This is a genomic window from Aliikangiella maris (assembly GCF_040719265.1).
Taxonomy (GTDB): Bacteria; Pseudomonadota; Gammaproteobacteria; order Enterobacterales; family Kangiellaceae; genus Aliikangiella; species Aliikangiella maris.
In genome coordinates this window covers 402,080-425,297 of record NZ_JBFDAH010000001.1, presented here as the reverse complement: position 1 = coordinate 425,297, position 23,218 = coordinate 402,080, and the positions used below count along the sequence as shown (strand labels likewise).

The 23,218-nt window shown below is 37.5% G+C and carries 21 protein-coding genes; 17 read left to right on the top strand and 4 right to left on the bottom strand.

Annotated elements, in window-relative coordinates; all coding sequences use genetic code 11:
- Positions 1 to 53: 53 nt before the first annotated feature.
- Positions 54 to 1,865 carry a DUF885 domain-containing protein gene (locus tag ABVT42_RS01925; RefSeq protein ID WP_353873408.1) on the bottom strand — a complete coding sequence of 604 codons (1,812 nt, stop codon included), beginning with the start codon at positions 1,863 to 1,865 and terminating at the stop codon, positions 54 to 56.
- A gap of 175 nt (positions 1,866 to 2,040) precedes the next feature.
- Complete coding sequence (moaB, locus tag ABVT42_RS01920) at positions 2,041 to 2,553, bottom strand: molybdenum cofactor biosynthesis protein B (protein ID WP_353873407.1); 513 nt, start codon at positions 2,551 to 2,553, stop codon at positions 2,041 to 2,043.
- Positions 2,554 to 2,857: 304 nt separating this feature from the next.
- Between moaB and ABVT42_RS01915 the strand changes: the two genes are divergently transcribed.
- The 9 genes from ABVT42_RS01915 (at position 2,858) to ABVT42_RS01875 (ending at position 10,467) form a co-directional block, all read left to right on the top strand.
- Positions 2,858 to 3,622 (top strand): inositol monophosphatase family protein, encoded by a 765-nt coding sequence (locus ABVT42_RS01915; RefSeq protein WP_353873406.1) that lies wholly within the window; start codon positions 2,858 to 2,860, stop codon positions 3,620 to 3,622.
- Between the two features lie 143 nt (positions 3,623 to 3,765).
- On the top strand, positions 3,766 to 4,245 hold the full coding sequence (iscR, locus tag ABVT42_RS01910; protein WP_353873405.1) for a Fe-S cluster assembly transcriptional regulator IscR: 480 nt from the start codon (positions 3,766 to 3,768) through the stop codon (positions 4,243 to 4,245).
- Between the two features lie 26 nt (positions 4,246 to 4,271).
- A complete protein-coding gene (sufB, locus tag ABVT42_RS01905) occupies positions 4,272 to 5,711 on the top strand; it encodes a Fe-S cluster assembly protein SufB (protein WP_353873404.1) in 1,440 nt (479 codons plus the stop codon).
- Between the two features lie 40 nt (positions 5,712 to 5,751).
- On the top strand, positions 5,752 to 6,495 hold the full coding sequence (gene sufC / locus ABVT42_RS01900; RefSeq protein ID WP_353873403.1) for a Fe-S cluster assembly ATPase SufC: 744 nt from the start codon (positions 5,752 to 5,754) through the stop codon (positions 6,493 to 6,495).
- Positions 6,496 to 6,517: 22 nt separating this feature from the next.
- The gene (gene sufD / locus ABVT42_RS01895) at positions 6,518 to 7,834 is read left to right on the top strand and encodes a Fe-S cluster assembly protein SufD (protein WP_353873402.1); all 1,317 of its coding nucleotides are present in this window, start codon (positions 6,518 to 6,520) and stop codon (positions 7,832 to 7,834) included.
- Between the two features lie 25 nt (positions 7,835 to 7,859).
- Complete coding sequence (locus ABVT42_RS01890) at positions 7,860 to 9,113, top strand: SufS family cysteine desulfurase (RefSeq protein WP_353873401.1); 1,254 nt, start codon at positions 7,860 to 7,862, stop codon at positions 9,111 to 9,113.
- Between the two features lie 16 nt (positions 9,114 to 9,129).
- Positions 9,130 to 9,492 (top strand): HesB/IscA family protein, encoded by a 363-nt coding sequence (locus ABVT42_RS01885; protein ID WP_353873400.1) that lies wholly within the window; start codon positions 9,130 to 9,132, stop codon positions 9,490 to 9,492.
- Positions 9,493 to 10,029 (top strand): putative Fe-S cluster assembly protein SufT, encoded by a 537-nt coding sequence (sufT, locus tag ABVT42_RS01880; protein WP_353873399.1) that lies wholly within the window; start codon positions 9,493 to 9,495, stop codon positions 10,027 to 10,029.
- Positions 10,030 to 10,056: 27 nt separating this feature from the next.
- Positions 10,057 to 10,467, top strand: coding sequence for a SufE family protein (locus ABVT42_RS01875; protein WP_353873398.1), 411 nt, complete (start codon positions 10,057 to 10,059; stop codon positions 10,465 to 10,467).
- Between the two features lie 69 nt (positions 10,468 to 10,536).
- On the opposite strand, the gene ABVT42_RS01870 is transcribed toward ABVT42_RS01875, so the two are convergent.
- Positions 10,537 to 13,104, bottom strand: a complete 2,568-nt coding sequence (locus ABVT42_RS01870; protein WP_353873397.1) for an efflux RND transporter permease subunit — start codon at positions 13,102 to 13,104, stop codon at positions 10,537 to 10,539.
- A 262-nt stretch (positions 13,105 to 13,366) separates the two neighbouring features.
- On the opposite strand from ABVT42_RS01870, the gene uspE reads away from it, so the two are divergent.
- From uspE to ABVT42_RS01830, 8 genes are all read left to right on the top strand, one after another.
- Positions 13,367 to 14,269, top strand: coding sequence for a universal stress protein UspE (gene uspE / locus ABVT42_RS01865; RefSeq protein WP_353873396.1), 903 nt, complete (start codon positions 13,367 to 13,369; stop codon positions 14,267 to 14,269).
- A gap of 206 nt (positions 14,270 to 14,475) precedes the next feature.
- On the top strand, positions 14,476 to 15,924 hold the full coding sequence (gene ccoN / locus ABVT42_RS01860; RefSeq protein WP_353873395.1) for a cytochrome-c oxidase, cbb3-type subunit I: 1,449 nt from the start codon (positions 14,476 to 14,478) through the stop codon (positions 15,922 to 15,924).
- Positions 15,921 to 16,532, top strand: coding sequence for a cytochrome-c oxidase, cbb3-type subunit II (ccoO, locus tag ABVT42_RS01855; RefSeq protein ID WP_353873394.1), 612 nt, complete (start codon positions 15,921 to 15,923; stop codon positions 16,530 to 16,532). The genes ccoN and ccoO overlap by 4 nt, the downstream gene beginning before the upstream one ends.
- A 5-nt stretch (positions 16,533 to 16,537) precedes the next feature.
- Positions 16,538 to 16,729, top strand: a complete 192-nt coding sequence (locus ABVT42_RS01850) for a cbb3-type cytochrome oxidase subunit 3 (RefSeq protein WP_353873393.1) — start codon at positions 16,538 to 16,540, stop codon at positions 16,727 to 16,729.
- On the top strand, positions 16,722 to 17,609 hold the full coding sequence (gene ccoP / locus ABVT42_RS01845; protein ID WP_353873392.1) for a cytochrome-c oxidase, cbb3-type subunit III: 888 nt from the start codon (positions 16,722 to 16,724) through the stop codon (positions 17,607 to 17,609). The genes ABVT42_RS01850 and ccoP overlap by 8 nt, the downstream gene beginning before the upstream one ends.
- Positions 17,610 to 17,675: 66 nt before the next feature.
- On the top strand, positions 17,676 to 19,103 hold the full coding sequence (gene ccoG, locus ABVT42_RS01840) for a cytochrome c oxidase accessory protein CcoG (RefSeq protein WP_353873391.1): 1,428 nt from the start codon (positions 17,676 to 17,678) through the stop codon (positions 19,101 to 19,103).
- Positions 19,104 to 19,141: 38 nt separating this feature from the next.
- On the top strand, positions 19,142 to 19,648 hold the full coding sequence (locus ABVT42_RS01835; RefSeq protein WP_353873390.1) for a FixH family protein: 507 nt from the start codon (positions 19,142 to 19,144) through the stop codon (positions 19,646 to 19,648).
- Positions 19,649 to 19,730: 82 nt separating this feature from the next.
- The gene (locus ABVT42_RS01830; RefSeq protein WP_353873389.1) at positions 19,731 to 22,145 is read left to right on the top strand and encodes a heavy metal translocating P-type ATPase; all 2,415 of its coding nucleotides are present in this window, start codon (positions 19,731 to 19,733) and stop codon (positions 22,143 to 22,145) included.
- Here the strand turns inward: ABVT42_RS01830 and ABVT42_RS01825 are convergent, their stop codons facing one another.
- Positions 22,146 to 22,871, bottom strand: a complete 726-nt coding sequence (locus ABVT42_RS01825) for a DUF599 domain-containing protein (RefSeq protein WP_353873388.1) — start codon at positions 22,869 to 22,871, stop codon at positions 22,146 to 22,148.
- Between the last annotated feature and the right edge of the window lie 347 nt (positions 22,872 to 23,218).

Here is a 23,218-nt window from a genome sequence, read left to right as displayed (position 1 = left end):
TACTCGATGTAACGTCTAATAAACTCACTTTCATTAAAGATCGTTTTGGATAGCTATGCACCTTCTGCATTAATTGCAGTTAGTTTACTCTCAATATACCGCATAATTTGGCTTTCCAAAACTTTGAGCGGCAAAGAGCCATAGCGTAGTATTTCATCGTGAAATTCACGAATATCAAAATGTTGACCCAAAGACTCTTCAGCTTTTGAGCGTAATGCCAGTATTTTTAGCTCGCCCAATTTATAAGATAGGGCCTGTCCAGGCCAGCTAATATAGCGATCAACTTCCGTTGTAATATTGAGCATTGATAGTGCCGAATTTTCTGCGAGCAATTTAATTGACTGCTCTCTCGTCCACCCTTTAGCATGAATTCCTGTATCAATAACTAATCTTGCCGCTCGCCACATTTCATAGGTTAATCGACCAAAATTACTATAAGGATCCTGATAAAAACCAACTTCTAATCCCAGTTTTTCACTATACAACCCCCACCCTTCACCAAATGCAGAAATATATGAATGGCGTCTGAATTCAGGCAAATTATCTAACTCTCGATTTAAAGCAACCTGCAAATGATGACCAGGTACTGCTTCGTGTAATGTTAATGCTTCTAGCACGTATAAAGGTCGCTTATCAAGCGCATAAGTATTGACCCAATAAGCACCCGAACGTTCACTTTCTAATGGCGCAGGAATATAACGTCCAGTTGTATATTTAGGTGCAATTGACTCAGGCACGGGTTCAACCGTATAAGGTTGGCGAGGAAGACGTTTAAACAACTTGGGTAATTGACCATCCATTTTTTTCGCTAGATAAGATGCTTGTTTAATAAGCTCTAATGGTGTCTTGGCATAAAATTTTGGCTCCGTTCTTAAGTAAGCTAGAAAATCCTTAAAGTCGCCTTTAAATTCTAATTGCTTAATTATGGTTTCCATTTCACCGCGTATTCTAGCAACCTCATCTAAACCGATTTGGTGAATTTCATCTGCGGTTAATTCCAATGTAGAAAAGTGCTCTACTTGCATTTGATAGTATGCTTTTCCATTCGGTAGTTCGTAAGCAGCCAGCGAGTGACGTGTGTTTGGGATATACTCATCTTCAAAAAATACCTTCAGCTTTTTAAAAGCTGGAAATACCAGATCATTTAAAACCGCTCGCCCTTGTTGAATTAGTTTTGCTTTTTCAGATGGACTAAAATGAGCAGGAAAAGCGGTAAAGGGCTGCCATAAATTGTTTGTTTCTAACTTAGATTTGTAAACAGACTCAATTACCTGAGTAAATCCTTGCATAACAACTTTTGGCATAGAGTATTTTCGCTTTAAACCTGCTTTCATATTATCAATATTTTGTGAAAAATATGCAGGAATACTTGCTAAAAGTTGAATATATTCTTGATAGTCCTCAACCGTTTTAAATTGACTGTGCAAGTGCAAATTCATCATTTCTGTATGGAACCCTGAATCGGATAGAAAGGGAATTTGATAGGTTTTATAAGTAATTTCTGCAATTCGATGATTTAACTGTCGAGAAAAAATCTGGTAGTTTATCTGGTCAACTTGTGAGAGCTTTTGATAATCAATGGCTTCTAATTGCTTCAGGAACTCTCGAGATTGCTCAGCCCATTTTTCATAAGCTGCTGGTGAAACATCCATCAAAAGCAAATCACTTTTAGATAGCTCTTTCTTTGTATTTGGTTTTAATGGATTTCTTGCTGCTCGAGCTTGCCACTCTCGCTCAAAAATTTGATGGAGTTGTTGTGAGGTTTCATGGGACTGAGTGACAGATAAATCTTTAGCCACAACACGTTCTGGATATAGGGATATAATACTGCTGGCAACCAGCCCAAGAATAATAAGTTGTTTCATAATTCTATTAATGACCTTTGGTAATCGATGCGTTGTTTTATTTTTTTATGTTTATTTCTTAGTAATCGGTCCCTAATGAAGAATTCTTATTATTTATCCCTATTATTATTTATAAATCAGATACAGATAAATTTCATTAACATGACAGTTTTAGAAGATAAATGCGACTATGAAATTAATGCTCCCCACTAGTAATTAACTTCACAAAGTTGCAGGGTCCAAATTCAGCGCTCAACTGTTCGCTAATAATTTTGTTCCATCCAGTTTTACATGCCCCAGTTGACCCAGGTAGACAAAAGATAACCGAGTTATTTGCAAAACCACCAACAGCTCTGCTTTGAATCGTCGATGAGCCAATCTCGGTGTACGAAACGTGACGAAACAGTTCACCAAAACCTTCGATGTTTTTATCAAACAATGGTTTAACCGCCTCAGGTGTTGAGTCGCGCCCATAAAACCCCGTTCCACCTGTGGTAATAATCGCCTGTACCGCGTGATCGGCAATCCATTGTGATACCACCGCCCGAATTTGATAAATATCATCTTTAACAATCTGGCTATCGAAAACTTGGTGTCCAGCTTCAACAATTGCTTGCTTTAAGTAAGCACCAGATTTATCTGTCTCAATTGTTCGCGTGTCTGAAACAGTTAAAACGGCAATATTTAATGTTTTATTCAAAGCGCTCATCGCTATATCCTTTTTCGTTGGTTTTAATATTGTATCAACTCAAATTATGACCTAGAGAATACACCATTAAAACTTAAAAATGTTATGTTTTTCAATAGATGACGACACCAAATGATTATTATCAATATCAAACTTAGATTTTTAATGATTCAGTACCATAAAGACCAATAGATATTGCTAGATTTCTCTTGAATTAATGTTTTAACCCGTACTAAATTCAGCTATACTTGCGCCCCAACAGAGCCCAGAGCATAAGCTCTTTGCCATGCTGTTCCGCTATTAAACAATTTAGGTGTCTAGAATAATGCAAGCATTTTTAACTATTGCTGTACGTGCTGCGCGTAAAGCCGGTGATTACATCGTTCGTGAAGCAGATAAAATTCGCTCAGTGCAGAGTAAATCCTCAAACGACTTTGTCACTAATGTTGATGAGGCAGCTGAAAAGCTTATTATTGACACCATTGCCCAGGCTTACCCAGATCATTCTTTTCTGGGTGAAGAAAGTGGTCATTCCGGCTCAGGCGAGTATCGCTGGATTATTGATCCCATCGACGGCACAACCAACTATATTCGTAAAGTTCCTCATTGGTGTATATCAATAGCCTGTACATATCGTGGTCGTTCAGAGGTTGCGGTTATTTATGATCCAATTCGTGAAGAACTTTTCACTGCGGTAAAAGGTCGTGGTGCTCAGTTAAATGATAAACGCATTCGAGTTAGTCAAACTAATGGGCTAGAACATTCATTACTAGCAACTGGTTTTCCATTTCGTCACCCGCAAAAACTTGCTGAGTATAATCGAATCTTCAATCAACTTTTTCCTCATTGCGCAGATATGCGACGTGGTGGTTCTGCTGCATTAGATTTAGCTTACGTCGCAGCCGGACGCTTCGATGGTTTTTGGGAGTTTGGTTTGAATGAATGGGACATTGCCGCAGGCACATTATTAGTTACTGAAGCTGGTGGAATTGTATCCGATTTTTCAGGTAATCCTAATTATCAAAATAGTAATTCGTTATTAGCAGCAAACCCGAAAGCCTTTAAATCTATGCTAAAGCTAATTAATTAAAAATTAAATTAGAAAAACGTGATTTAATTCCTCTCATTTACTTGACTAAAATACTTGGTTATTGGAAAATACGTTCATTCCCAAATGGAAATAGCACTCAATTACAGCTCAAAAACATTTAGTTTGAATTTTCGAGGTAACCTATGCGATTGACAACAAAAGGCAGATATGCGGTGACTGCAATGTTGGACCTGGCCATTAATAGTATCAATCATCCAGTTAATCTGAGTGATATTTCGGAAAGGCAGGCCATTTCACTTTCTTATCTAGAACAACTTTTCTCAAAACTACGTCGAGAAAATTTGGTAAGAAGTATTCGTGGTCCTGGTGGTGGTTATCAGTTAAATGGTACTACCGATGATATCAGCGTGGCCAGCATCATTAATGCAGTTAATGAATCGATGGATGTTTCACGTTGTCAAGGAAGAGCAAATTGTCACGATGGTAAGCAATGCCTGACTCACAATCTTTGGATAGATTTGAGTGCTCGAATTAATACTTTTTTAGATGAAATTACTATTGGAGAATTAATTCGTCAGAACGAACGCCAAGCTCGCGAACGCGAAGCTTTAAAGATGCAGAGCGAAAACACGCACAAAATTGATTTGGCTCCGCTTAACTAAACGCTTTAAATAAAGAGTTAATACCAATGTCTGACGTAATAATAGATGAGTTTGTAAAAACCGAATATGCTGCTGGCTTTGTCACTGATATTGAATCAGAAACATTACCACCGGGTTTGAACGAAGACGTTATTCGATTTATATCAGCAAAAAAGAAGGAACCGGAATGGTTACTCGAATGGCGTTTAAAAGCATTCGAAAGCTTTAAACAAATGCACGATCCAGAATGGGCACACGTTAAATTTCCTAAAGTTGATTTAAGTGATGTTTCATTTTACTCCGCGCCCAAAAGTATTGATGATCGACCCAAAAGTCTTGACGAAGTCGATCCTGAATTGATTGAAACCTACAATAAACTCGGCATCCCGCTACATGAACAAGAAATTCTTGCAGGTGTTGCGGTTGATGTTGTGTTTGATTCGGTTTCAGTGGCTACAACATTTAAAGAAAAGCTGGCTGAAGCTGGTGTCATATTTTGTCCAATTTCAGAAGCGGTTCATTCGCATCCTGAACTGGTAAAAAAATATTTAGGTTCAGTTGTTCCACAGAAAGATAACTTTTTTGCTGCTTTAAACTCGGCTGTTTTTAGTGATGGCTCATTTGTTTATATTCCAAAAGGTGTTCGTTGCCCAATGGAATTATCAACTTATTTTAGAATTAATGAAGCCAAAACTGGTCAGTTTGAACGTACATTAATTATTGCCGATGAAGGTAGTCATGTGAGTTACCTTGAAGGTTGTACGGCACCTATGCGTGATGAGAACCAGTTACACGCCGCTGTTGTCGAATTGGTCGCAATGGATAATGCCGAGATCAAATACTCGACTGTACAAAATTGGTATCCTGGTGACGAAAATGGGAATGGTGGAATTTATAATTTTGTAACTAAACGTGGCGTCGCCCATAATAGTGCAAAAATTTCATGGACCCAAGTAGAAACAGGTTCAGCGATTACTTGGAAATACCCTTCTGTGGTATTACGTGGTGATAATAGTATCGGCGAATTTTATTCGGTAGCATTAACACGTAATTTTCAACAGGCGGACACAGGTACCAAAATGGTTCACCTTGGCAAAAACACCAAATCAACCATTATTTCTAAAGGTATTTCTGCAGGAAAAAGTCAAAATTCTTACCGTGGTTTAGTGCGTATGAGCCCAAAAGCTGATGGCGCAAGAAATTACACTCAATGCGATTCATTACTAATTGGCGACCGTTGTGGCGCACATACTTTCCCTTATATAGAAAGTAAACACCCCAATGCCATTATCGAGCATGAAGCAACGACTTCCAAAGTTAGTGACGATCAGCTTTTCCTTTGTTTACAACGTGGTATAGACACAGAAAAAGCAGTATCCATGATAGTTAACGGATTTTGCAAAGAAGTCTTTAAAGAGCTCCCAATGGAATTTGCAGTTGAAGCAGGTAAACTTCTAGAAGTTAGCCTGGAAGGTTCAGTTGGGTAAATAACTAAATCATCAATCACCTTATCAATCGAGAACTTAGATGTTACAGATTAATAATTTACGCGCGAAAGTTGAAGATAAAGAAATTCTTAAAGGGTTATCTTTACAAGTTAAGCCAGGGGAAGTCCATGCGATAATGGGACCAAACGGATCAGGTAAGAGTACTTTAGGCTACGTACTATCTGGTCGCGAAGGTTACGAAGCAACTGAAGGTGAGGTAACGCTGGAAGGTAAAGATTTATTAGAGTTAGAAGCAGATGAAAGAGCAAAGTCAGGCTTATTCCTAGCTTTTCAGTATCCTGTTGAAATTCCAGGTGTTAGTAATATGGAATTTTTGAAAACCAGTGTTGATGCAACTCGCCAATTTCAAGGAAAAGAGCCGTTAGACGCTGTTACCTTTATGAAACTTGCTAGAGAAAAATGTCAAGCAGTTAACCTTGATCAAAATTTTTTAAAACGTGGTGTTAATGAAGGTTTTTCGGGCGGCGAGAAAAAGCGAAATGAAATTATGCAAATGATGTTGCTTGAGCCAAAACTTTGCATACTTGATGAAACCGATTCAGGCCTTGACATCGATGCTCTTCAAGTTGTCGCTGATGGCGTTAATGCATGTCGAGATCCAGAAAGAGCTTTTATCATTGTTACACACTACCAAAGACTTCTAGACTATATTGTACCTGATTATGTACACGTACTATCAGGTGGAAAAATTATCAAGTCAGGCGGAAAAGAACTTGCCCTTGAGCTTGAGGAAAAAGGCTACAGCTGGATCGACCAACTTTAAATAGCGAATGGATGTTACCATTATGAGCTTTATTGTAGATTTTACTAATCATCAATCAACTGAACTATCTAACCTCCCCTCTTCTTCGGAGTTAGCATGGTTCGGTTTGAACAGAGAATCAGCACTAAATAACTTTAAAAGTCTTCAACTACCAAATAGAAAAGTTGAGCACTGGAAATATAACGATTTAACCAGCATTACTCAAAATGAGTTTTCATTACTAGATAAACCGACAGATGTTCAAAAGGTCGATGCACATGAGTGCACCCAGAAAATCAATTTTGAAAATGCAATTGAAATTACCTTTGTTAATGGCTTTTTAACAGCTGTTCCAAATAATTTGGCAAACCAGTTAGGCATAAAAGTCACTACTTTTGAGCAAGCTGACGCAGAACAACAGAAAGTAATTTCTGCACAATTGGCAGAAAATAACGAAGGAAAAAATATTTTTTCTTCGTTGAATCAAGCTATTAACCAGTCTGGTATTCTTGTTGAAATTGCTGCCAATCATAAAATTGAGCAACCGCTGTATATTCGCTATTTAACCAGTGAAAAGCAGCCACATAAAATTGCATCACAGATTACGGTTATTTCAGCAGCCAAATCAAGTGAATTTACATTAATTGAGCAATTTAACTCAGATAAACAACAAGACCAACTGCTATCATTACAACAAACTTTAATCTCCATCGCGGAGAATGCACACTTTAATCACTACCGATTAAGTCTTGAGAGTGATTCTGCCTATCAAATTGCACAAACTCAAACGCGTTTAGCAAATGATTCTGTAATGAATAGTTTCTACTTGGGATTTGGTAGTAAAGTTAATCGCACTGATATTGATGTATTACATCAGGGTCAAAATGCGCAATGCAATATTACAGGTATTTATTTGCCAGCAAATTCCCAGGCCATCGATTATCATTCAAATATTGAACACCAATCACCTCGTTGCAATACAAATGAAATTTTTAGAGGTATTATTGCTGATAAGGCAAGCGCGACTTTTAATGGCAAAATTCATATATTTCAAGATGCTCAAAAGTCAGATGCTTACTTGAATAATAAAAACCTGTTGTTAACGAATGAAGCCGAAATAAATACCAAGCCAGAGCTTGAAATTTATGCGGATGATGTCAGTTGTGCGCACGGTGCAACCGTTGCTCAATTAGATAAAAAGTCACTATATTATCTGCAATCTCGTGGTATCAATGCGCAAGTTGCTAAAAAGATGCTGAGTTTGGCATTCGTACAAGAGCTATTAAACAAAATCAAGAATGAGCCGGTAAAAGATTTTTTAACTCAGTTACTTGATGAATATATGTCGAAAGTCGCTTAATTCAATTTAGGAAAAGACCAAGTCAATGAATATGCAAGTTAAGATTGATTCACCCTTACAACAATTCGATGTTGATAAAGTTCGTCTGGATTTTCCAATTTTGAATGAAAAAGTACATGGTCAAGATCTGGTATACATGGACAATGGCGCAACTTCTCAAAAGCCACAGTCTGTGATCGATGCTATTGCAAACTTTTATTATCAAACTAATTCCAACGTGCATCGCGGTGCACATGCACTAAGCGATCACGCGACGCAACTTTTTGAGGAAGCGCGAGTTAAGGTTCAGCATTTTATTAATGCTAATTCACGTAAAGAAATCATCTGGACACGTGGTACGACTGAATCAATTAATCTTGTTGCACAAACTTGGGGAAGACAAAATATTCATCAAGGAGATGAGATTATTATCTCTACCCTTGAGCATCATTCAAACATAGTCCCTTGGCAAATGTTGTGTGAGCAAACGGGAGCAACTTTAATTCCCGTCGAAGTTAAAGCTAATGGCCAGTTTGATTTAGCGAATTTTAAAAGCTGTCTTTCATCAAAAACTAAACTGGTTTCTGTTGGACATATTTCAAATGCGCTTGGTGTTATTAATCCCATTGAACAAATTATACCACTAGCCCATGAAGTCGGCGCGAAGGTTCTTATCGATGGCGCACAGGCTGCGCCTCATGTCATTATTGATGTACAAAAATTGAACTGTGATTTTTATGCATTCTCTGGACATAAAATGTTTGCGCCAACAGGTATCGGTGTGTTGTATGGTAAAGAAGATATTCTAAGTAATATGCCACCTTGGCACGGTGGTGGCGAAATGATTGAAGTTGTTAGTTTTGAGAAGACAACTTACAATCAACTGCCCTATAAATTTGAAGCAGGCACTCCCAATATTGAAGCAGTTATTGGATTAGGTGCAGCCGTTGATTACCTAGAGAAATTTGATCGAAAGCAACTTGCCAACTATGAGTTAGAGTTATTGGATTATGCGACATCAAAAGCGCAACAAATATCCGGTCTTAAAATTATTGGAAGTGATTGCGAAAAAGCTTCAGTACTTAGTTTTATAATCGAAGGCTGCCATTCTCAAGATGTGGGAATGATCCTTGATCAACAAGGCATTGCAGTTAGAACTGGGCATCACTGCGCTATGCCGCTCATGAGTGCCTTGAATATTAACGGTACAATTCGAGCATCACTTTGTTTTTATAATACCAAACAGGAAATTGATAAGCTTTTTGCAGGCATTGAAAAAGCACAATCTTTCTTAAATTAATCGAGTTAATTTACCTATGACTGTTTCTACATTCAACCCGGCAACCATACCGGTTAGCTTTAGCCAGTCTGCGATAAAACATCTCACCAATCAGGTTGAGAAAAAGCAGGCGCAAGGCATAGAGTTTAATATTAAAGAAAGCGGTTGCTCAGGATACAAATATTTACTTGAACTAACTTTTACTCCCGACGCTGACGCCATTAAATATCAGCTTAATGATGCCTTGGATCTATTTATTTCGCCGAAGGTTTTACCTTTAATTCAAGGTACAAAAGTTGATTATGTCCAAGATGGCGTTAATTTCCGTCTTGAATTTACTAATCCAAATGCCACAGCTCATTGTGGCTGTGGTGAAAGTTTTAGTGTAGGGAGCAATTAAATGCAAAACAAAATGGCTGTAGCACTGGAAGACTGTCCTGCCCGATTAGTTCCAGTTGGCACAAAAATTATTATTCCTAAAGATACATTTGTAACAATTACACAAGCTTTAGGAGGAAATTATACTGTAGTGGTAAACGGAAATATGGCGCGTGTTGATGGTACAGATGCAGCAGCGCTTGGTCTTAAATCTGAAATTCTCGAATTTGATTCGATTGATGATTCAGGAGAAATTAAAGAAGAGCAAATAATTCAGACATTAAAAGGTATTTACGATCCTGAAATTCCTGTTAATCTGCTGGATTTAGGTCTCATTTATAACGTTGATATTAATCAAGAATCTAAGTCAATTAAAATTACCATGACATTGACTGCTCCAGGCTGTGGTATGGGTCCAGTTATGATTAGTGATATCAAGTATCGACTGAGTAAAGTCCCTAATGTTAAAGAAGTCGAAGTGGATTTGGTTTTTGATCCACCTTGGACTCGTGATATGATGAGCGATGAAGCAAAACTGGAAACCGGTTTATTCTTTTAATGCTGATTATTTCGCGGGATTTTATTTATGACGACAACTTCAACTGATGAAATTATAGATACGCTGAGTTTTTTTGAAAACTGGGAAGAACGCTATAAATATATGATTGACTTGGGAAAGTCATTACCCGAATTGCCTGACACACTAAAGACCGATGATAAACTAGTTATTGGCTGTCAAAGCAAAGTTTGGATAACTCCTGAATTTAATGATGGTAAATTTCATTTCCAAGTAGATAGTGATGCATATATTGTTCGTGGTCTGTTAGCTATCGTAATGGCCGCTTATGACAACAAAACACCTCAGCAGATAGTTGATTTTGATATTGAAAATTATTTTTCACAGCTAGATTTGGTAAAACACTTAAGTCCTACTCGCGGTAACGGTCTTAAAGCGATGGTGGAAAAGATTATTAGCATGGCTAAAGAACAACTTTAGTTTAAAGCTGATTAAACAAAAAAAGCCAGAAAAAATATTCTGGCTTTTTTATTGATGAACTGCTAAAAGCTAAGATAAATCAACTTGCTGTCCTGCCTCTGCCTCACCAATATTTTCTTCACACTTCTTAAGTTTTAGGGGCTTAGTTAGTAATAATAAAACAGGTAGTAATGTTAAGTTCGCCAGTAGCGCGACTAACATAGCCAAACTAGTGAAAATACCAAAATATATTGATGGCATAAAGTTTGATAATACTAATACAGAAAAGCCCGCAATGATTGTAATAGAAGTAAAATACATTGCTCGAGCAATAGTATCATGGCATGCATACATTGCCTTGGTATAATCACCTAACTGAGCAAATTCCAGTTTAAAACGATGAATATAATGTATAGTGTTATCCACAGCTATACCAATACTGATAGCGGCAATTGTTATAGTCATCATATCTAACGGGATACCCGCCCACCCCATTAATCCAAGCACAAAACATGCGCCAACTAAATTTGGAAACATTCCCAATAATGCTAACTTGAGCGATCGAAAAAGAATGATAAACATGGTTAGTATGATACCAAACACAACACCTAAAGTGAGAATTTGTGATTTAAATAAACTCTCAAGCATATTGTTATATAAGATCAACATTCCCGTGAAATGAAAAGTATCTTCCTTAAACTCAAGTTGCTTAGTTAAAAATTCAGAAATATCACTGAGTAACTTGTTTCGATCTAATTGAGGATCCGTTTCTTTTACACGAATCAAAAATCTTACCTCATCATGCTCGCGGTTATAAAAAGGCGACATAATTTGCTCTCGAAGATCTTCAGGAATTTTTTTCTCTAATAATGAAAGTTCAAAGTCGCTTAGACGCTGATTACCATTAATTTGTTCTACAATTTGTAGACCAGCGGCTAGCGATAATGTTTTACCAGTTACACCTAAACTATCTAAAAATGTCTGAACTTTGTGCAGTTTATTAATACCGTGCGAAGTTAACCAAAGTCTTGGGCTTTCTTCTTTATCGCTTGTTGTATCGGAAACACCTTCATCTTCAAATTCCTGATCCCACTCATCTTCTTCACTTTCTTCATTAATAAAGGCAAAATCAGCTTCAATTGCCGAGCGCTCAATAATCACCTCAAGTGGTGTTGTACCGCCTAATTCGGTATCAATTAACTTCATTCCCTGATAAATTTCTGTATCCGATTTAAAATAATCAATAAATCGATTATCTACCGAAAGATAAATCATTCCCCAAGCACTCGTTATACTCATAACAATCGCGATTGTTGCAACTTGCCACCGCCAGCGATCTGAAATGACAGCTAAATGATTGGTAAATGTAAAAAAGCCACTTTCTTTACGTCGATCCATACCTGATTTTTTCCGGATCCGCATAAGTATTGGAAAAAGTAAAAATGCAATAATAAAGGCAAGACTCACACCCATTATCATCATTTTACCAAAATCGATTACTGGACGAATATCACTCACCATCAATGATCCGAACGCTACGATAGTTGTTAAGCTGGTGTAAGCACACGGTGTAAACATTGATGATATGGTTTCTAAAATTTTGTCGTTATAGCCCATATCCATATTGTCACGTTCTACTTGTCTAAAACGAACAATCAAATGAATGATTAAAGACATGGTAATAATTAATAACAAGGCAACAAAATTTGATGATATTACAGTAACAGGCCAATCCATTAACCCCAAAATGCCAATACTGGTAATTGCGGTGATTGTACACCCCCCCAGTGTTATGAATACCCAACGCATTCTTCTAAAGATAAATGCCTGAATAGCAATCAGTAGAAGAAAGACGCCAACACCAAATACAACCAAATCATTTTTAACATATTCGATCATATCGTGAGCAATCATTGGAATTCCACCCAAGTAGATGGTCGCTACCTCCTTATATCCATGCTTAATATTTCTTATTTGAGCAATAACCCGTTCGTTGCGTACAGCGACTTCATCAGCCAGTAACCTAAGTTCCTGCTTTAAATTAATCTCTGCTTGTTTTTCGTAATGACTAAGCTCGGTTTTGTTTATTTGTTTCCATTGAAGCTTGCGCAATTCATCATTGAGCTTAAAATAATTTTTATTCCCTTTTAGGTTAACCTGAATCACCGTAATATTGGCATCACTGCTAATAAGCAGATTTTTATATAATGGAATATTAAGTAAATCACGTTTCGCTTTTTCTAAATCAATATTCTTGTCTTCAATAAAATAAAGATCATCTTCAATACTGGCCAGACTGATCTTATTGGCATCAAAAATTGGCGCGTCAATTAAAGAAATAACAGCCTCAACATCAGGCAATGCTGCAAGTTGCTCTTTTAATGAACGAAGTTGTTTAATTGATTCGGTAGAAAATAATTTTTCTTTTGGTTGAAAAGTAACAAATAAATAATCATCTGTACCATAACGCTTTTTAACTTTTCGGTAATATTCTAGAGAATGATCATTCTCTAGAACTAGCGAATCGGCAGAAGCATCCATTCTAAAATAAACAGAATTAGAGCCGATACCGCCAATAATTGCGATAAACAGCAGTGCAGATATCCACACATGTTTTAAAATGTATTCAGCGTACAAATATTTTAGCCAATTTGGCATATAATCCCCTTCATTCACTAAGAAGAACCAAATAACATTGATAGGAATCAATGGGTAGTGCTTAAAAATTGTCTATATTTGGCAAAATATACAATAATATAGCGTCTTTTAAGCTAAAATTTGGTTAATTTAAGCTATTTAGTATTTTATACCGCATACTATTAGTATGACTACTACTTTGTCACACTCTGCTGGTTATTTAGTAACAAGAGGTAACGGTAGAATATGACTCAAGTTCCTATGAAAAATTCCGGATAACGAAATGAAATTCCCACAGAATATATTGGTTGTTGTTAGTGGCAAGCAGCACACACACATCGCACTCAACCGTGTTATGCAACTCGCTCGATTTTATGATATTCAAATAAACCTACTTAGTTGTGTTTATGATCCGGGTACCGAACTTTCCCCTCTTTTATCTGATGAGGTAAAAAATAAACTAAAATCTGAAAAAATTCAGGAACGTCAAAAGTATCTCGAGCAAATTCAGCGCAAGATTCAAGAAAAGGGAATTACTAGCACTGCAACGGTGAAATGGCACCGGAAAATTCAAACAGCTGTCATTCAAACTTGTGAAGAAATAAAGCCTGACTTAGTTGTCAAACGAATCAGTGAAAATGCATCACGTCTTAATCCATTCAATATGCCAGCCGACTGGCAACTATTACGTCATTGTCCTGTTCCTTTATTAATCATTAAAGATGAAAACTGGAATTTATCAGCACCAGTACTCGCTGCGGTAGACGCAACTAAAGAAAGCCCTGAAGATATAACTTTTAATCAACAGATTATCGACTATTCAAAACTCGTCAGCCGTTTAACTGACACACCTGTTCATCTTGTTACCACTCATATTACACCTACGATTGATAATGCTATTTCTATTCCCGGATTTGATTTACAACAGCTGCGCAAAGAGGTAACAAAATTAAATCACGATAAGTTAAGTGACTTAATAAAAAATAAAAATATAGATAAAAAAAACTTGCATATTATCGAAGGATTAGCCGAAGAGAAAATTCCGCAGCTAGCCAATGAAATAAATGCGCAATTGGTTGTTATGGGGACAATTTGTCGCAGTGGTCTAAAAGGAGCACTCATGGGAAACACTGCAGAAAAAGTTTTAACCCACTTACAATGTGAAGTTCTTGCACTAAAACCCTAATAACAAAAAAATTTAGCATTTTTTTTTTTAAAATCTGCAATGAAACTATGTGAAATGCAGCGAAGCTGAACTATAATACCGCCACTGGAAAACGGGTCTAATTCCTTAATGATATTATTGATTTAGATCACTAACGCAACTTGTCTGATATAGCAAAATTCGACATAACGAAATTCGTTGGCTTCTTACAAACAATGGGATGAACAATGTCTGAAAATCAATCTCCGACCTACAATTATCTTGTGGTCAGACAGTTCTCAATAATGACTGTCGCTTGGGGTATCGTGGGAATGCTGGTAGGTGTGATTATCGCTGCACAACTATACTGGCCCGACTTAACCTATGGTATTGAATATTTAACCTATGGACGTTTACGTCCACTCCACACCAACGCAGTTGTTTTCGCATTTGGTGGATCGGCACTAATAGGCACTTCTTTATATGTCGTTCAAAGAACTTGTCAAGCTCCTTTAATCAGTAACGGTCTCGCGGCGTTTGTCTTCTGGGGATGGCAACTGGTTATTGTCTTAGCGGCAATCACTTTACCAATGGGAATGACCAGTACCAAAGAATATGCTGAGTTAGAATGGCCAATCGATATATTGATTGCTGTCGTTTGGGTCGCTTATGCTATTTTATTTTTTGGGACTATCGCAAAGCGTAAAACATCTCATATATATGTTGCTAACTGGTTTTATGGCGCATTTATTTTAACAATCGCGCTACTACATATTGTTAACAGTGCTGCGGTTCCCGTATCACTAACCAAATCATATTCAGCCTACTCTGGTGCAATTGATGCCATGGTTCAATGGTGGTATGGACATAACGCAGTTGGATTCTTTTTAACCGCGGGCTTCCTTGGAATGATGTATTACTTTATTCCAAAACAAGCAGAACGTCCGGTTTATTCCTATAGATTATCAATTGTTCACTTCTGGGCACTGATTGCTATTTATATGTGGGCAGGTCCACACCATTTACATTATACCGCTCTACCAAGCTGGGCTCAGTCAGTTGGTATGGTGTTCTCTTTAATTCTGTTAGCTCCATCTTGGGGTGGTATGATCAACGGAATGATGACGCTATCTGGTGCATGGTATAAGTTACGTGAAGATCCAATTCTTAAGTTTTTGATCGTGTCATTATCTTTCTATGGAATGTCAACTTTTGAAGGACCAATGATGTCAATTAAAACCGTTAATGCGTTATCTCACTACACAGATTGGACCGTTGGTCACGTTCATTCTGGTGCACTTGGTTGGGTCGCATTTATTACGATTGGATCAATGTATTATCTGATTCCAAAGTTATTTGGTCGTAAGGAGATGGTAAGTACCAATCTCATAAATGTTCACTTCTGGGTTTCAACAATTGGTGTTGTTTTATACATCTCATCAATGTGGATTGCCGGTGTTATGCAGGGCCTAATGTGGCGTGCAGTAAACGAAGACGGTACATTAACTTATAGCTTTGTTGAGTCTGTTCAAGCAACCTATCCATACTATGCAATACGTCTGGTTGGTGGAATATTATTCTTAACCGGTATGCTGATAATGGCTTATAACGTCATCAAGACGATTAAAGCTGGCCCTGATAAAGAAACGGTACCAGCTGATTCAGGTGAAGGTAAAATGCGGGAGGCCTATGCATGAGTAAACATGAAGCGATTGAAAAGAATATAGGCTTAATGGGAATTCTGATAATTATAGTTGTCAGTTTTGGTGGCTTGGCGGAGATTGTTCCACTCTTTTTCTTGGACGATACGACGAAGCCCGTTGAAGGTATGAAACCCTATACAGCTCTGCAGCTCGAAGGTAGAGACGTCTATATTCGCGAAGGATGTCATACTTGCCATTCGCAAATGATTCGTCCATTTCGTTCAGAAACAGAGCGATATGGCCACTACTCTGTTGCGGGTGAGCATGTCTGGGAACATCCATTTTTATGGGGTTCAAAACGAACCGGCCCCGATCTGGCACGTGTTGGTGGACGATATAGTGATGAGTGGCATCGTGTTCATTTGTTAAATCCTCGTGATGTTGTTCCACAATCGAACATGCCAGCTTTCCCTTGGTTAGAGCATAAAATTATCGATGAAAAGCTGACGCCCAAAAAGCTCGAAGCATTCCGCTTTATGGGTGTTCCTTATACCGATGAAGATATCGCAACAGCCAGTGCAAGCGTCGAAGGCAAAACTGAATTAGAAGCAATAATTGCTTATTTGCAATCGCTTGGACTTGCCTTAAAAGATAAAAGGTAATCCGTGTGGATATCAACTTAATCAGAAGTTTGATAACACTGGCGCTGTTTATCTTATTTATAGTGCTGATTTATCAGGTATATAGTAAGAAAAACAAGCGCCGCTATGAAGATGCAGCCAATCTCGTCTTTAAAGATGGGGATGAGCGCTCAAACAAGTTAAACCAAGCAGAATCTAAGGTAGAAGACCATGACTGAATTTTGGAATTGGTGGATTATTATAATAGTAGCAGTGAATATTTTTGGCTGTTGGGCACTGCTGCATTGGACTCGTACTGTAAAAGAGTCAGAAACCCAGGACGGCGAGACAACAGGTCATGTATATGATGGTATTGAAGAATATAACAATCCCCTGCCTCGCTGGTGGTTATATTTATTCTATATCACATTAGTTTTTTCAGTAGTTTATTTAGTTTTATATCCGGGTTTAGGAAAATTTGAAGGTGTATTAAACTGGACTCAGGAAAATCAGCTTGAGCAAGAAATTGCGGAAGCTAAAGCTAGCTATCAACCACTATTTGATAAATATTCGAATACACCAATTGTTGAATTAGCAAAAATTAAACAAGCAACAGAAATGGGTAAACGTATCTTTATGAATACCTGTTTTGGCTGTCATGGTTCAGATGCTCGTGGTAACCCCGGCTATCCAAACCTGACCGACAAAGACTGGTTATGGGGAGGAGCACCTGATCAAATTAAACACAGCATTGTGAATGGCCGCATGGGCGCGATGCCTCCTTTTGGTAGTATGCTTACTGCGCAACAAATTGATGAGCTAGTACAATATGTTGGAAGTTTATCAAATAATAAAGTTGATGAAACTAAAGCTGCAGCAGGTAAAGCAACTTTCCAAACTCAGTGCTTTGTTTGCCATGGCATGGATGGTAAAGGCAATATCGCACTTGGCGCACCTAATTTAACCGACAACATTTGGTTACATAGCGGAGCAGCAACAGAAATTGCAAAAACAATTCGTGAAGGCAGAACCGGAGAAATGCCTGCACACGCCGATATTCTAGGTGAAGCCAAAGCTCATTTAGTTACCGCCTACGTTTATAGTCTATCTAACAAGTAAATCAGTTTATTTCATCGACACCGAAGTATCGACAGATACTTCGGTTAACTTCATTGAGAGAATGGAATGTCAAAAGTTCAGGCCAAGCCAGTGCGTGGCGATAAGTCACAACCACCAAAAGGCGAACCGATTGTAGTAAAAGATTTATATGCAAAGCGTGAAAAGATTTATCCCCGCCAAGTTCACGGAATATTTGCAAAAATACGCGTTTTATCGGTGTTTTTCTTATTGGGGATCTATTACTTTACACCTTGGATTCAATGGAACTCTCGCCAGGCAATATTATTAGATTTACCGGCACGAAAGTTTCATTTCTTTAACATTACATTTTGGCCTCAAGACTTCATTTATCTTGCGCTACTATTGATTATTTGTGCGTTAGGTCTGTTTCTCTTTACTGCATTTGCTGGACGCATCTGGTGTGGTTATGCTTGTCCACAAACTGTCTGGACAGAAACTTTCATCTGGATGGAGGAGTTTTTTGAAGGTAATCGAAACAAGCGAATGAAGCTTGATAAGATGCCTTGGAATGCAGAAAAAATTACTCGTAAAACGCTTAAGCATAGTTTTTGGGTTGTATTTGCGTTATTTACGGGATACACCTTTGTAGGTTACTTTTCTCCGATTCGAGAATTGTGGGATGGAATGCTTGCTTTTACATTGGGTCCTTGGGAAACATTCTGGATAGGTTTTTATGCCCTAGCCACATACGGCAATGCCGGCCGGCTGCGAGAGCAGGTCTGTATTCATATGTGTCCATATGCACGTTTTCAGAGCGTAATGTTTGATAAAGACACTCTGATCATCTCCTATGATAAAGAACGTGGGGAAAAACGCGGTAAGCGTAAAAAAGACTCAGATGACTATCAGCTACAAGGTTTGGGAGATTGTATAGACTGCTATCAATGCGTACATGTGTGTCCAACCGGCATCGATATTCGAGACGGCTTACAGTATGAATGTATTGCCTGCGCGGCATGTGTTGATGTTTGTGATAATGTCATGGAGCAAATGGGATATCCAAAAGGACTTATCAAGTACACTACAGAGCACGAAGAAGAAGGTCAAAAAACACAAATTCTACGGCCCAGAACATTTGTTTATTCGATCTTATTTATTACTTTAGTCAGTTTGTTCGTATACCTAATAGCTACGCGTGTACCGCTGGATGTTAATGTTATACGCGACCGAAATAATCTTTATACCGAATCATTCGATGGTAGCATTGAGAACATATTCCAATTAAGAATTTTAAATATGTCTCAACATACCAATAAATATCAACTCAAAGTGCTTGGACTTGAAGGTTTATCTATTCAGGGTGAAACCGAGTTTACTATACCGGAAGGTGAAGTATTAACGGTTCCGTTGAGAATCAGTACCTCACAAGATCGTATACCTAAGCGTAGTAATGATATCTATTTTGAAATCAGTAAAACAGGTGAAGAACCTTATACTTTTAAGGCCAAAGGCAAGTTCCTTGGTCCTAACTAAATTAATCTTGAAAACTTTTTAATGTGAGAGAAAAACCAATGACAGAAAAAACGCCTACTCCCTGGTACAAAGAAACATGGCCTTGGTTCATTATTTCTCTCCCGTTAATTAGTGTTGTTGCAGGCATAATTACTTATCAGCTTGCAGCAACTGATCCACACAGTATGGTAAAAGACGATTACTTCAAGGAAGGCTTAGCCATCAATCAATCAATTGAAAAGCTGCAAAAAGCAAAAACATTGAATCTATCAGCGAATATTACAACCGATCAAAGCAGTCAACTTATTACTTTAAAATTAACTGGTAATCACTCAAATATACAAAGTTTACAATTGATATTCTCTCACCCTACTCAAGCAAACCTGGATCAGGCAGTTAGCCTTGAAAAATTAGGTGATAATGAATTTATTGCGCAAATACCTAACCTTCCAAAAGCATATTGGCATGTAAGAATCAGCGACGATAAAAATCAGTGGCTATTAAAATCTCGTTGGCATTACCCAGAAAGTCGGTCAATTACCATTAATGCAAAGCCAAACGGTTAAAACTTTATAACTTCCTGTATTAAATACTACAAAATTTAGTCAAGTTAACCAGATAAAAATTGTTTCAGCGAGCGAATACTAAATGAGTAACCTTTGCTTTCATTGTGATTTAAAGGTACCGAAGAATAGCGAATTCAAATCGACCATACTCGGTGAACAAAGAAGTTTTTGTTGTCCCGGCTGTCTGGCGATTGCTGAAACAATTATTGAAAATGGCTTAGAAAAATTTTATCAATTCAGAACCGAACGAAACGTCAGACCTGAAGAAATTTTACCCGAAGAAATTCTTGAATTGGAATCCTTAGATAATCCAGAAATACTGCAAGAAGTTGTTTCCAATACAGAAAATAATTATCAGGAAATCGAATTAGGTATTGACGGTATCACCTGTGCGGCTTGTAGCTGGCTAATTAAAAACCAAATTAACAAAAGAAATGATGTTGTCGATATTCAGGTCAACACAACAACCAGCCGCGCAAGATTACGTTTTAACAAAGATACCCCTATCAGTCCAATTTTAAAAAACATTCGTGATCTAGGTTACCGCGCTTTTCCGTTTACTGAAGATCAACAAGAAAAACAAATCCAACAGGAAGATCGCGCCTATGTGAGACGCTTAATCGTTGCTGGAATTGGCATGATGCAGGTGATGATGTATGCCACTGGTATTTATGTTGGTGACTTTCAAGATATGTCTCCCGAACATGCCTATTTTTTACACGCCGTCAGCGGATTAATGGCAACACCAGTAGTATTTTATTCCGCTTTTCCTTTTTTCAAAAGTGCATGGAATTCGTTAAAACATTTTCATTTTGGTATGAATTTACCAGTTTCAATTGCAATTATTGCCAGTTACAGTGCCAGTGTTTACTCTTTAATCGCTCATGCAAATGTTTTTTATTTTGACTCAGCGGTAATGTTTATTTTCTTCTTGTTAATTGGCCGATTTCTTGAACACAAAATGCGCTTGAAAGCGATCTTAAAACAACAAAACTTCAAACGCTTAATTCCACTTTCTGTCATCCGTCAAACAAAAAAAGGAGAAACGGAAATCATTGCAACCAATAAGGTACAAGCTGGTGATAAATTAATAATTAATAGCGGTGCAATTATTCCCATTGATGGTATCAACCTGGAACAAGAAGTCGAGATTAATGAATCTGTCATAACGGGTGAGTTTTTACCGATTATTAAAGGTTACCACGAGCCTTTATATAGTGGCTCGACCAATAATGGCGGTAGCTTTGTTATGCAAGCAACAACAGAGCTGCAAAACTGCCGTGTACAAAAACTGGTTCAGCTACAACATAATTCTGAACACTTAACTTCACGTGAAGTTACCTTAGCTGACAAAGTGGCTAACTGGTACATTATTGGATTACTGATTTTATGCACCTTATCAGGGATTGCTTGGTGGATAATTGCTCCACAAAAAGTCTTTCCGATTGTGTTATCACTTTTAGTCGTCAGTTGTCCTTGTGCACTTTCATTAGCAACACCCGCGGCAGTAGCAGCAGCTATCGCCCGCTTAACTGATCGTGGATTAATGATAAAAGACAAATATACTTTAGCCAATCTAGCAAAAATTTCGCATATCTTTTTTGATAAAACAGGTACGTTAACACTCGGCCGTATGTCATTAGTAAACACGATCAATTACAACCAAGACAATGATATTGACTGCTTACAAATTGCTGCGACACTTGAGTCAATTTCAAATCATCCAATAGCTCATGCATTTAAAAATAACTCATTAAGCCCCTTACCAACTACGGCATTAAAGGAAATTATTTCTGGTGGTATTGAGGGCCAAATTCACGGACAGCTTTTTCGAATTGGCAAGCGGGAATTCGTTTGCCAAAATACTCATTTACAATTAAACAGTATTCCCGAAAAATATTTAAAAAATCAAACTTGTATACCTGTTTATTTGTGCACTCCTCAACAGCATTTGGCCACCTTTCTAGTGAGTGACCAAAGTAACTTAAGCGCAAAAAATATAGTCAAGCAACTTAAAAAACTTAAAGTCAATGCCAGTATTATGAGTGGAGACTCTACCCTGGCTTGCAAACAAATTGCTAATCAACTTGGTTTTTCGCATTTTATTGCCAATACCTCACCAGAAAAAAAATTACAACATATTCAAGCCGCGCAACAAAAGCATGAGCAAATAATGATGATTGGTGATGGTGTCAATGATATTGGCGCACTGAGCCAGGCCGAGGTTGGAGTCACTTTAGGTGCCGCATCACATCTATCCAAAACGGCATCAAATGCAGTCTTGGCTAGTCAAGATTTAAGTGTGATAAGTGAATCCATTAAAGTTGCAAGACGATTAAATCAAGTCATACGACAAAACATATCATGGGCAATCTTATATAACTTTATTGCTATTCCATTTGCTATCGCAGGATTAGTCCCAGCCTGGCTGGCAGCCATTGGTATGGCTGCCAGTTCACTTATCGTTGTGCTTAATGCACTTAGATTAAGACATTAATCAGTCTTGCTTTTTTAAAATTCTAATGGCTGATTGCATGGCAGCTAAAGTGCGTGAATAGAATTCTCTTCGATATAAAACACCAACGACCCATGCTGTCGTTGCAATAAATAATATTGGATGTACAAACCAGGTTATTGCTGCCATTGAAAAGGTATAAGCACGCAATCCATAGTTAAATGACTTATTCGCAGAAGTTAATAATTCATTTGAACAAAGCACATAGTCATCGGTATCAGTAGAGTTTTGCTCTGGCGCAGCACCAAACATTACCAATGCAAAGTTATATTGACGTACTGACCATGAAAATTTGAAAAATGCATAAATAAAAATAAATACCATAAACAATACTTTCATTTCCCAGGCAGACTGACTATGTTCAGCAACAAAAGGTATTGCTTGTGCCAGTTTTACTGCTTTATCTGAAGCGCCTAATACCGCTAATAATCCCGCAAGAATAAATATAGTTGTAGATGCAAAAAAGGTGACCGTTCTTTGAAGAATTCCCAGTGACGTCGTATCGGGAATTCGCATATCTCGCTGAATCATAGATTTCATCCATAAGCCGCGCAACTCTGTTAGACTTTGCGCAAGATTAGTTGAACGATTCAGTCGATAATTGGCAAAAGAAGTGTAACCAATCCAACATAAAATAAACCAATAAAGTGCAATCCAATCAACAACAGTAAAAAAATTCAAGTCCGGTATGGCTTCATTCATATTCATTAAATTCAATCAACCTCAAATAATTGATAATTTCGTTACTCAATCTTGATATCCCAACTTATTCAAGCAGGACTAATATCTTGATAAATACAGATAAGAACATTATTTAAATTTACGATAATAATTGCCAATCTAACACAACATTTTTACAGTTTTAAGTTCTCTTCTGCTTAGGTAAGCTTACTCGGTTCAAATAATGATGCAAAAATACTCAATAATTATGTTGATATTCTGTTTTGTCCGCCATAACAATAAATAATTTAAATTGACAAGCAACTGACAAAAGCTTGATCAATACATATGGCAATAACCTATTGAATTTTAGAATTCTTTAAATGAAAAAAGAG

Bases quoted from the DNA above. Each gene is read 5' to 3' on its own strand.
- ABVT42_RS01875 (WP_353873398.1), top strand. From the start codon at position 10,057: ATGACGACAACTTCAACTGATGAAATTATAGATACGCTGAGTTTTTTT.
- ABVT42_RS01890 (WP_353873401.1), top strand. From the start codon at position 7,860: ATGAATATGCAAGTTAAGATTGATTCACCCTTACAACAATTCGATGTT.
- ccoN (WP_353873395.1), top strand. From the start codon at position 14,476: ATGTCTGAAAATCAATCTCCGACCTACAATTATCTTGTGGTCAGACAG.
- ABVT42_RS01825 (WP_353873388.1), bottom strand. From the start codon at position 22,871: ATGAATATGAATGAAGCCATACCGGACTTGAATTTTTTTACTGTTGTT.
- ccoP (WP_353873392.1), top strand. From the start codon at position 16,722: ATGACTGAATTTTGGAATTGGTGGATTATTATAATAGTAGCAGTGAAT.
- ABVT42_RS01870 (WP_353873397.1), bottom strand. From the start codon at position 13,104: ATGCCAAATTGGCTAAAATATTTGTACGCTGAATACATTTTAAAACAT.
- ABVT42_RS01830 (WP_353873389.1), top strand. From the start codon at position 19,731: ATGAGTAACCTTTGCTTTCATTGTGATTTAAAGGTACCGAAGAATAGC.
- ABVT42_RS01835 (WP_353873390.1), top strand. From the start codon at position 19,142: ATGACAGAAAAAACGCCTACTCCCTGGTACAAAGAAACATGGCCTTGG.
- uspE (WP_353873396.1), top strand. From the start codon at position 13,367: ATGAAATTCCCACAGAATATATTGGTTGTTGTTAGTGGCAAGCAGCAC.
- ABVT42_RS01925 (WP_353873408.1), bottom strand. From the start codon at position 1,865: ATGAAACAACTTATTATTCTTGGGCTGGTTGCCAGCAGTATTATATCC.
- ABVT42_RS01915 (WP_353873406.1), top strand. From the start codon at position 2,858: ATGCAAGCATTTTTAACTATTGCTGTACGTGCTGCGCGTAAAGCCGGT.
- sufD (WP_353873402.1), top strand. From the start codon at position 6,518: ATGAGCTTTATTGTAGATTTTACTAATCATCAATCAACTGAACTATCT.
- moaB (WP_353873407.1), bottom strand. From the start codon at position 2,553: ATGAGCGCTTTGAATAAAACATTAAATATTGCCGTTTTAACTGTTTCA.
- ABVT42_RS01885 (WP_353873400.1), top strand. From the start codon at position 9,130: ATGACTGTTTCTACATTCAACCCGGCAACCATACCGGTTAGCTTTAGC.
- ccoO (WP_353873394.1), top strand. From the start codon at position 15,921: ATGAGTAAACATGAAGCGATTGAAAAGAATATAGGCTTAATGGGAATT.
- sufT (WP_353873399.1), top strand. From the start codon at position 9,493: ATGCAAAACAAAATGGCTGTAGCACTGGAAGACTGTCCTGCCCGATTA.
- sufB (WP_353873404.1), top strand. From the start codon at position 4,272: ATGTCTGACGTAATAATAGATGAGTTTGTAAAAACCGAATATGCTGCT.
- iscR (WP_353873405.1), top strand. From the start codon at position 3,766: ATGCGATTGACAACAAAAGGCAGATATGCGGTGACTGCAATGTTGGAC.
- ccoG (WP_353873391.1), top strand. From the start codon at position 17,676: ATGTCAAAAGTTCAGGCCAAGCCAGTGCGTGGCGATAAGTCACAACCA.
- sufC (WP_353873403.1), top strand. From the start codon at position 5,752: ATGTTACAGATTAATAATTTACGCGCGAAAGTTGAAGATAAAGAAATT.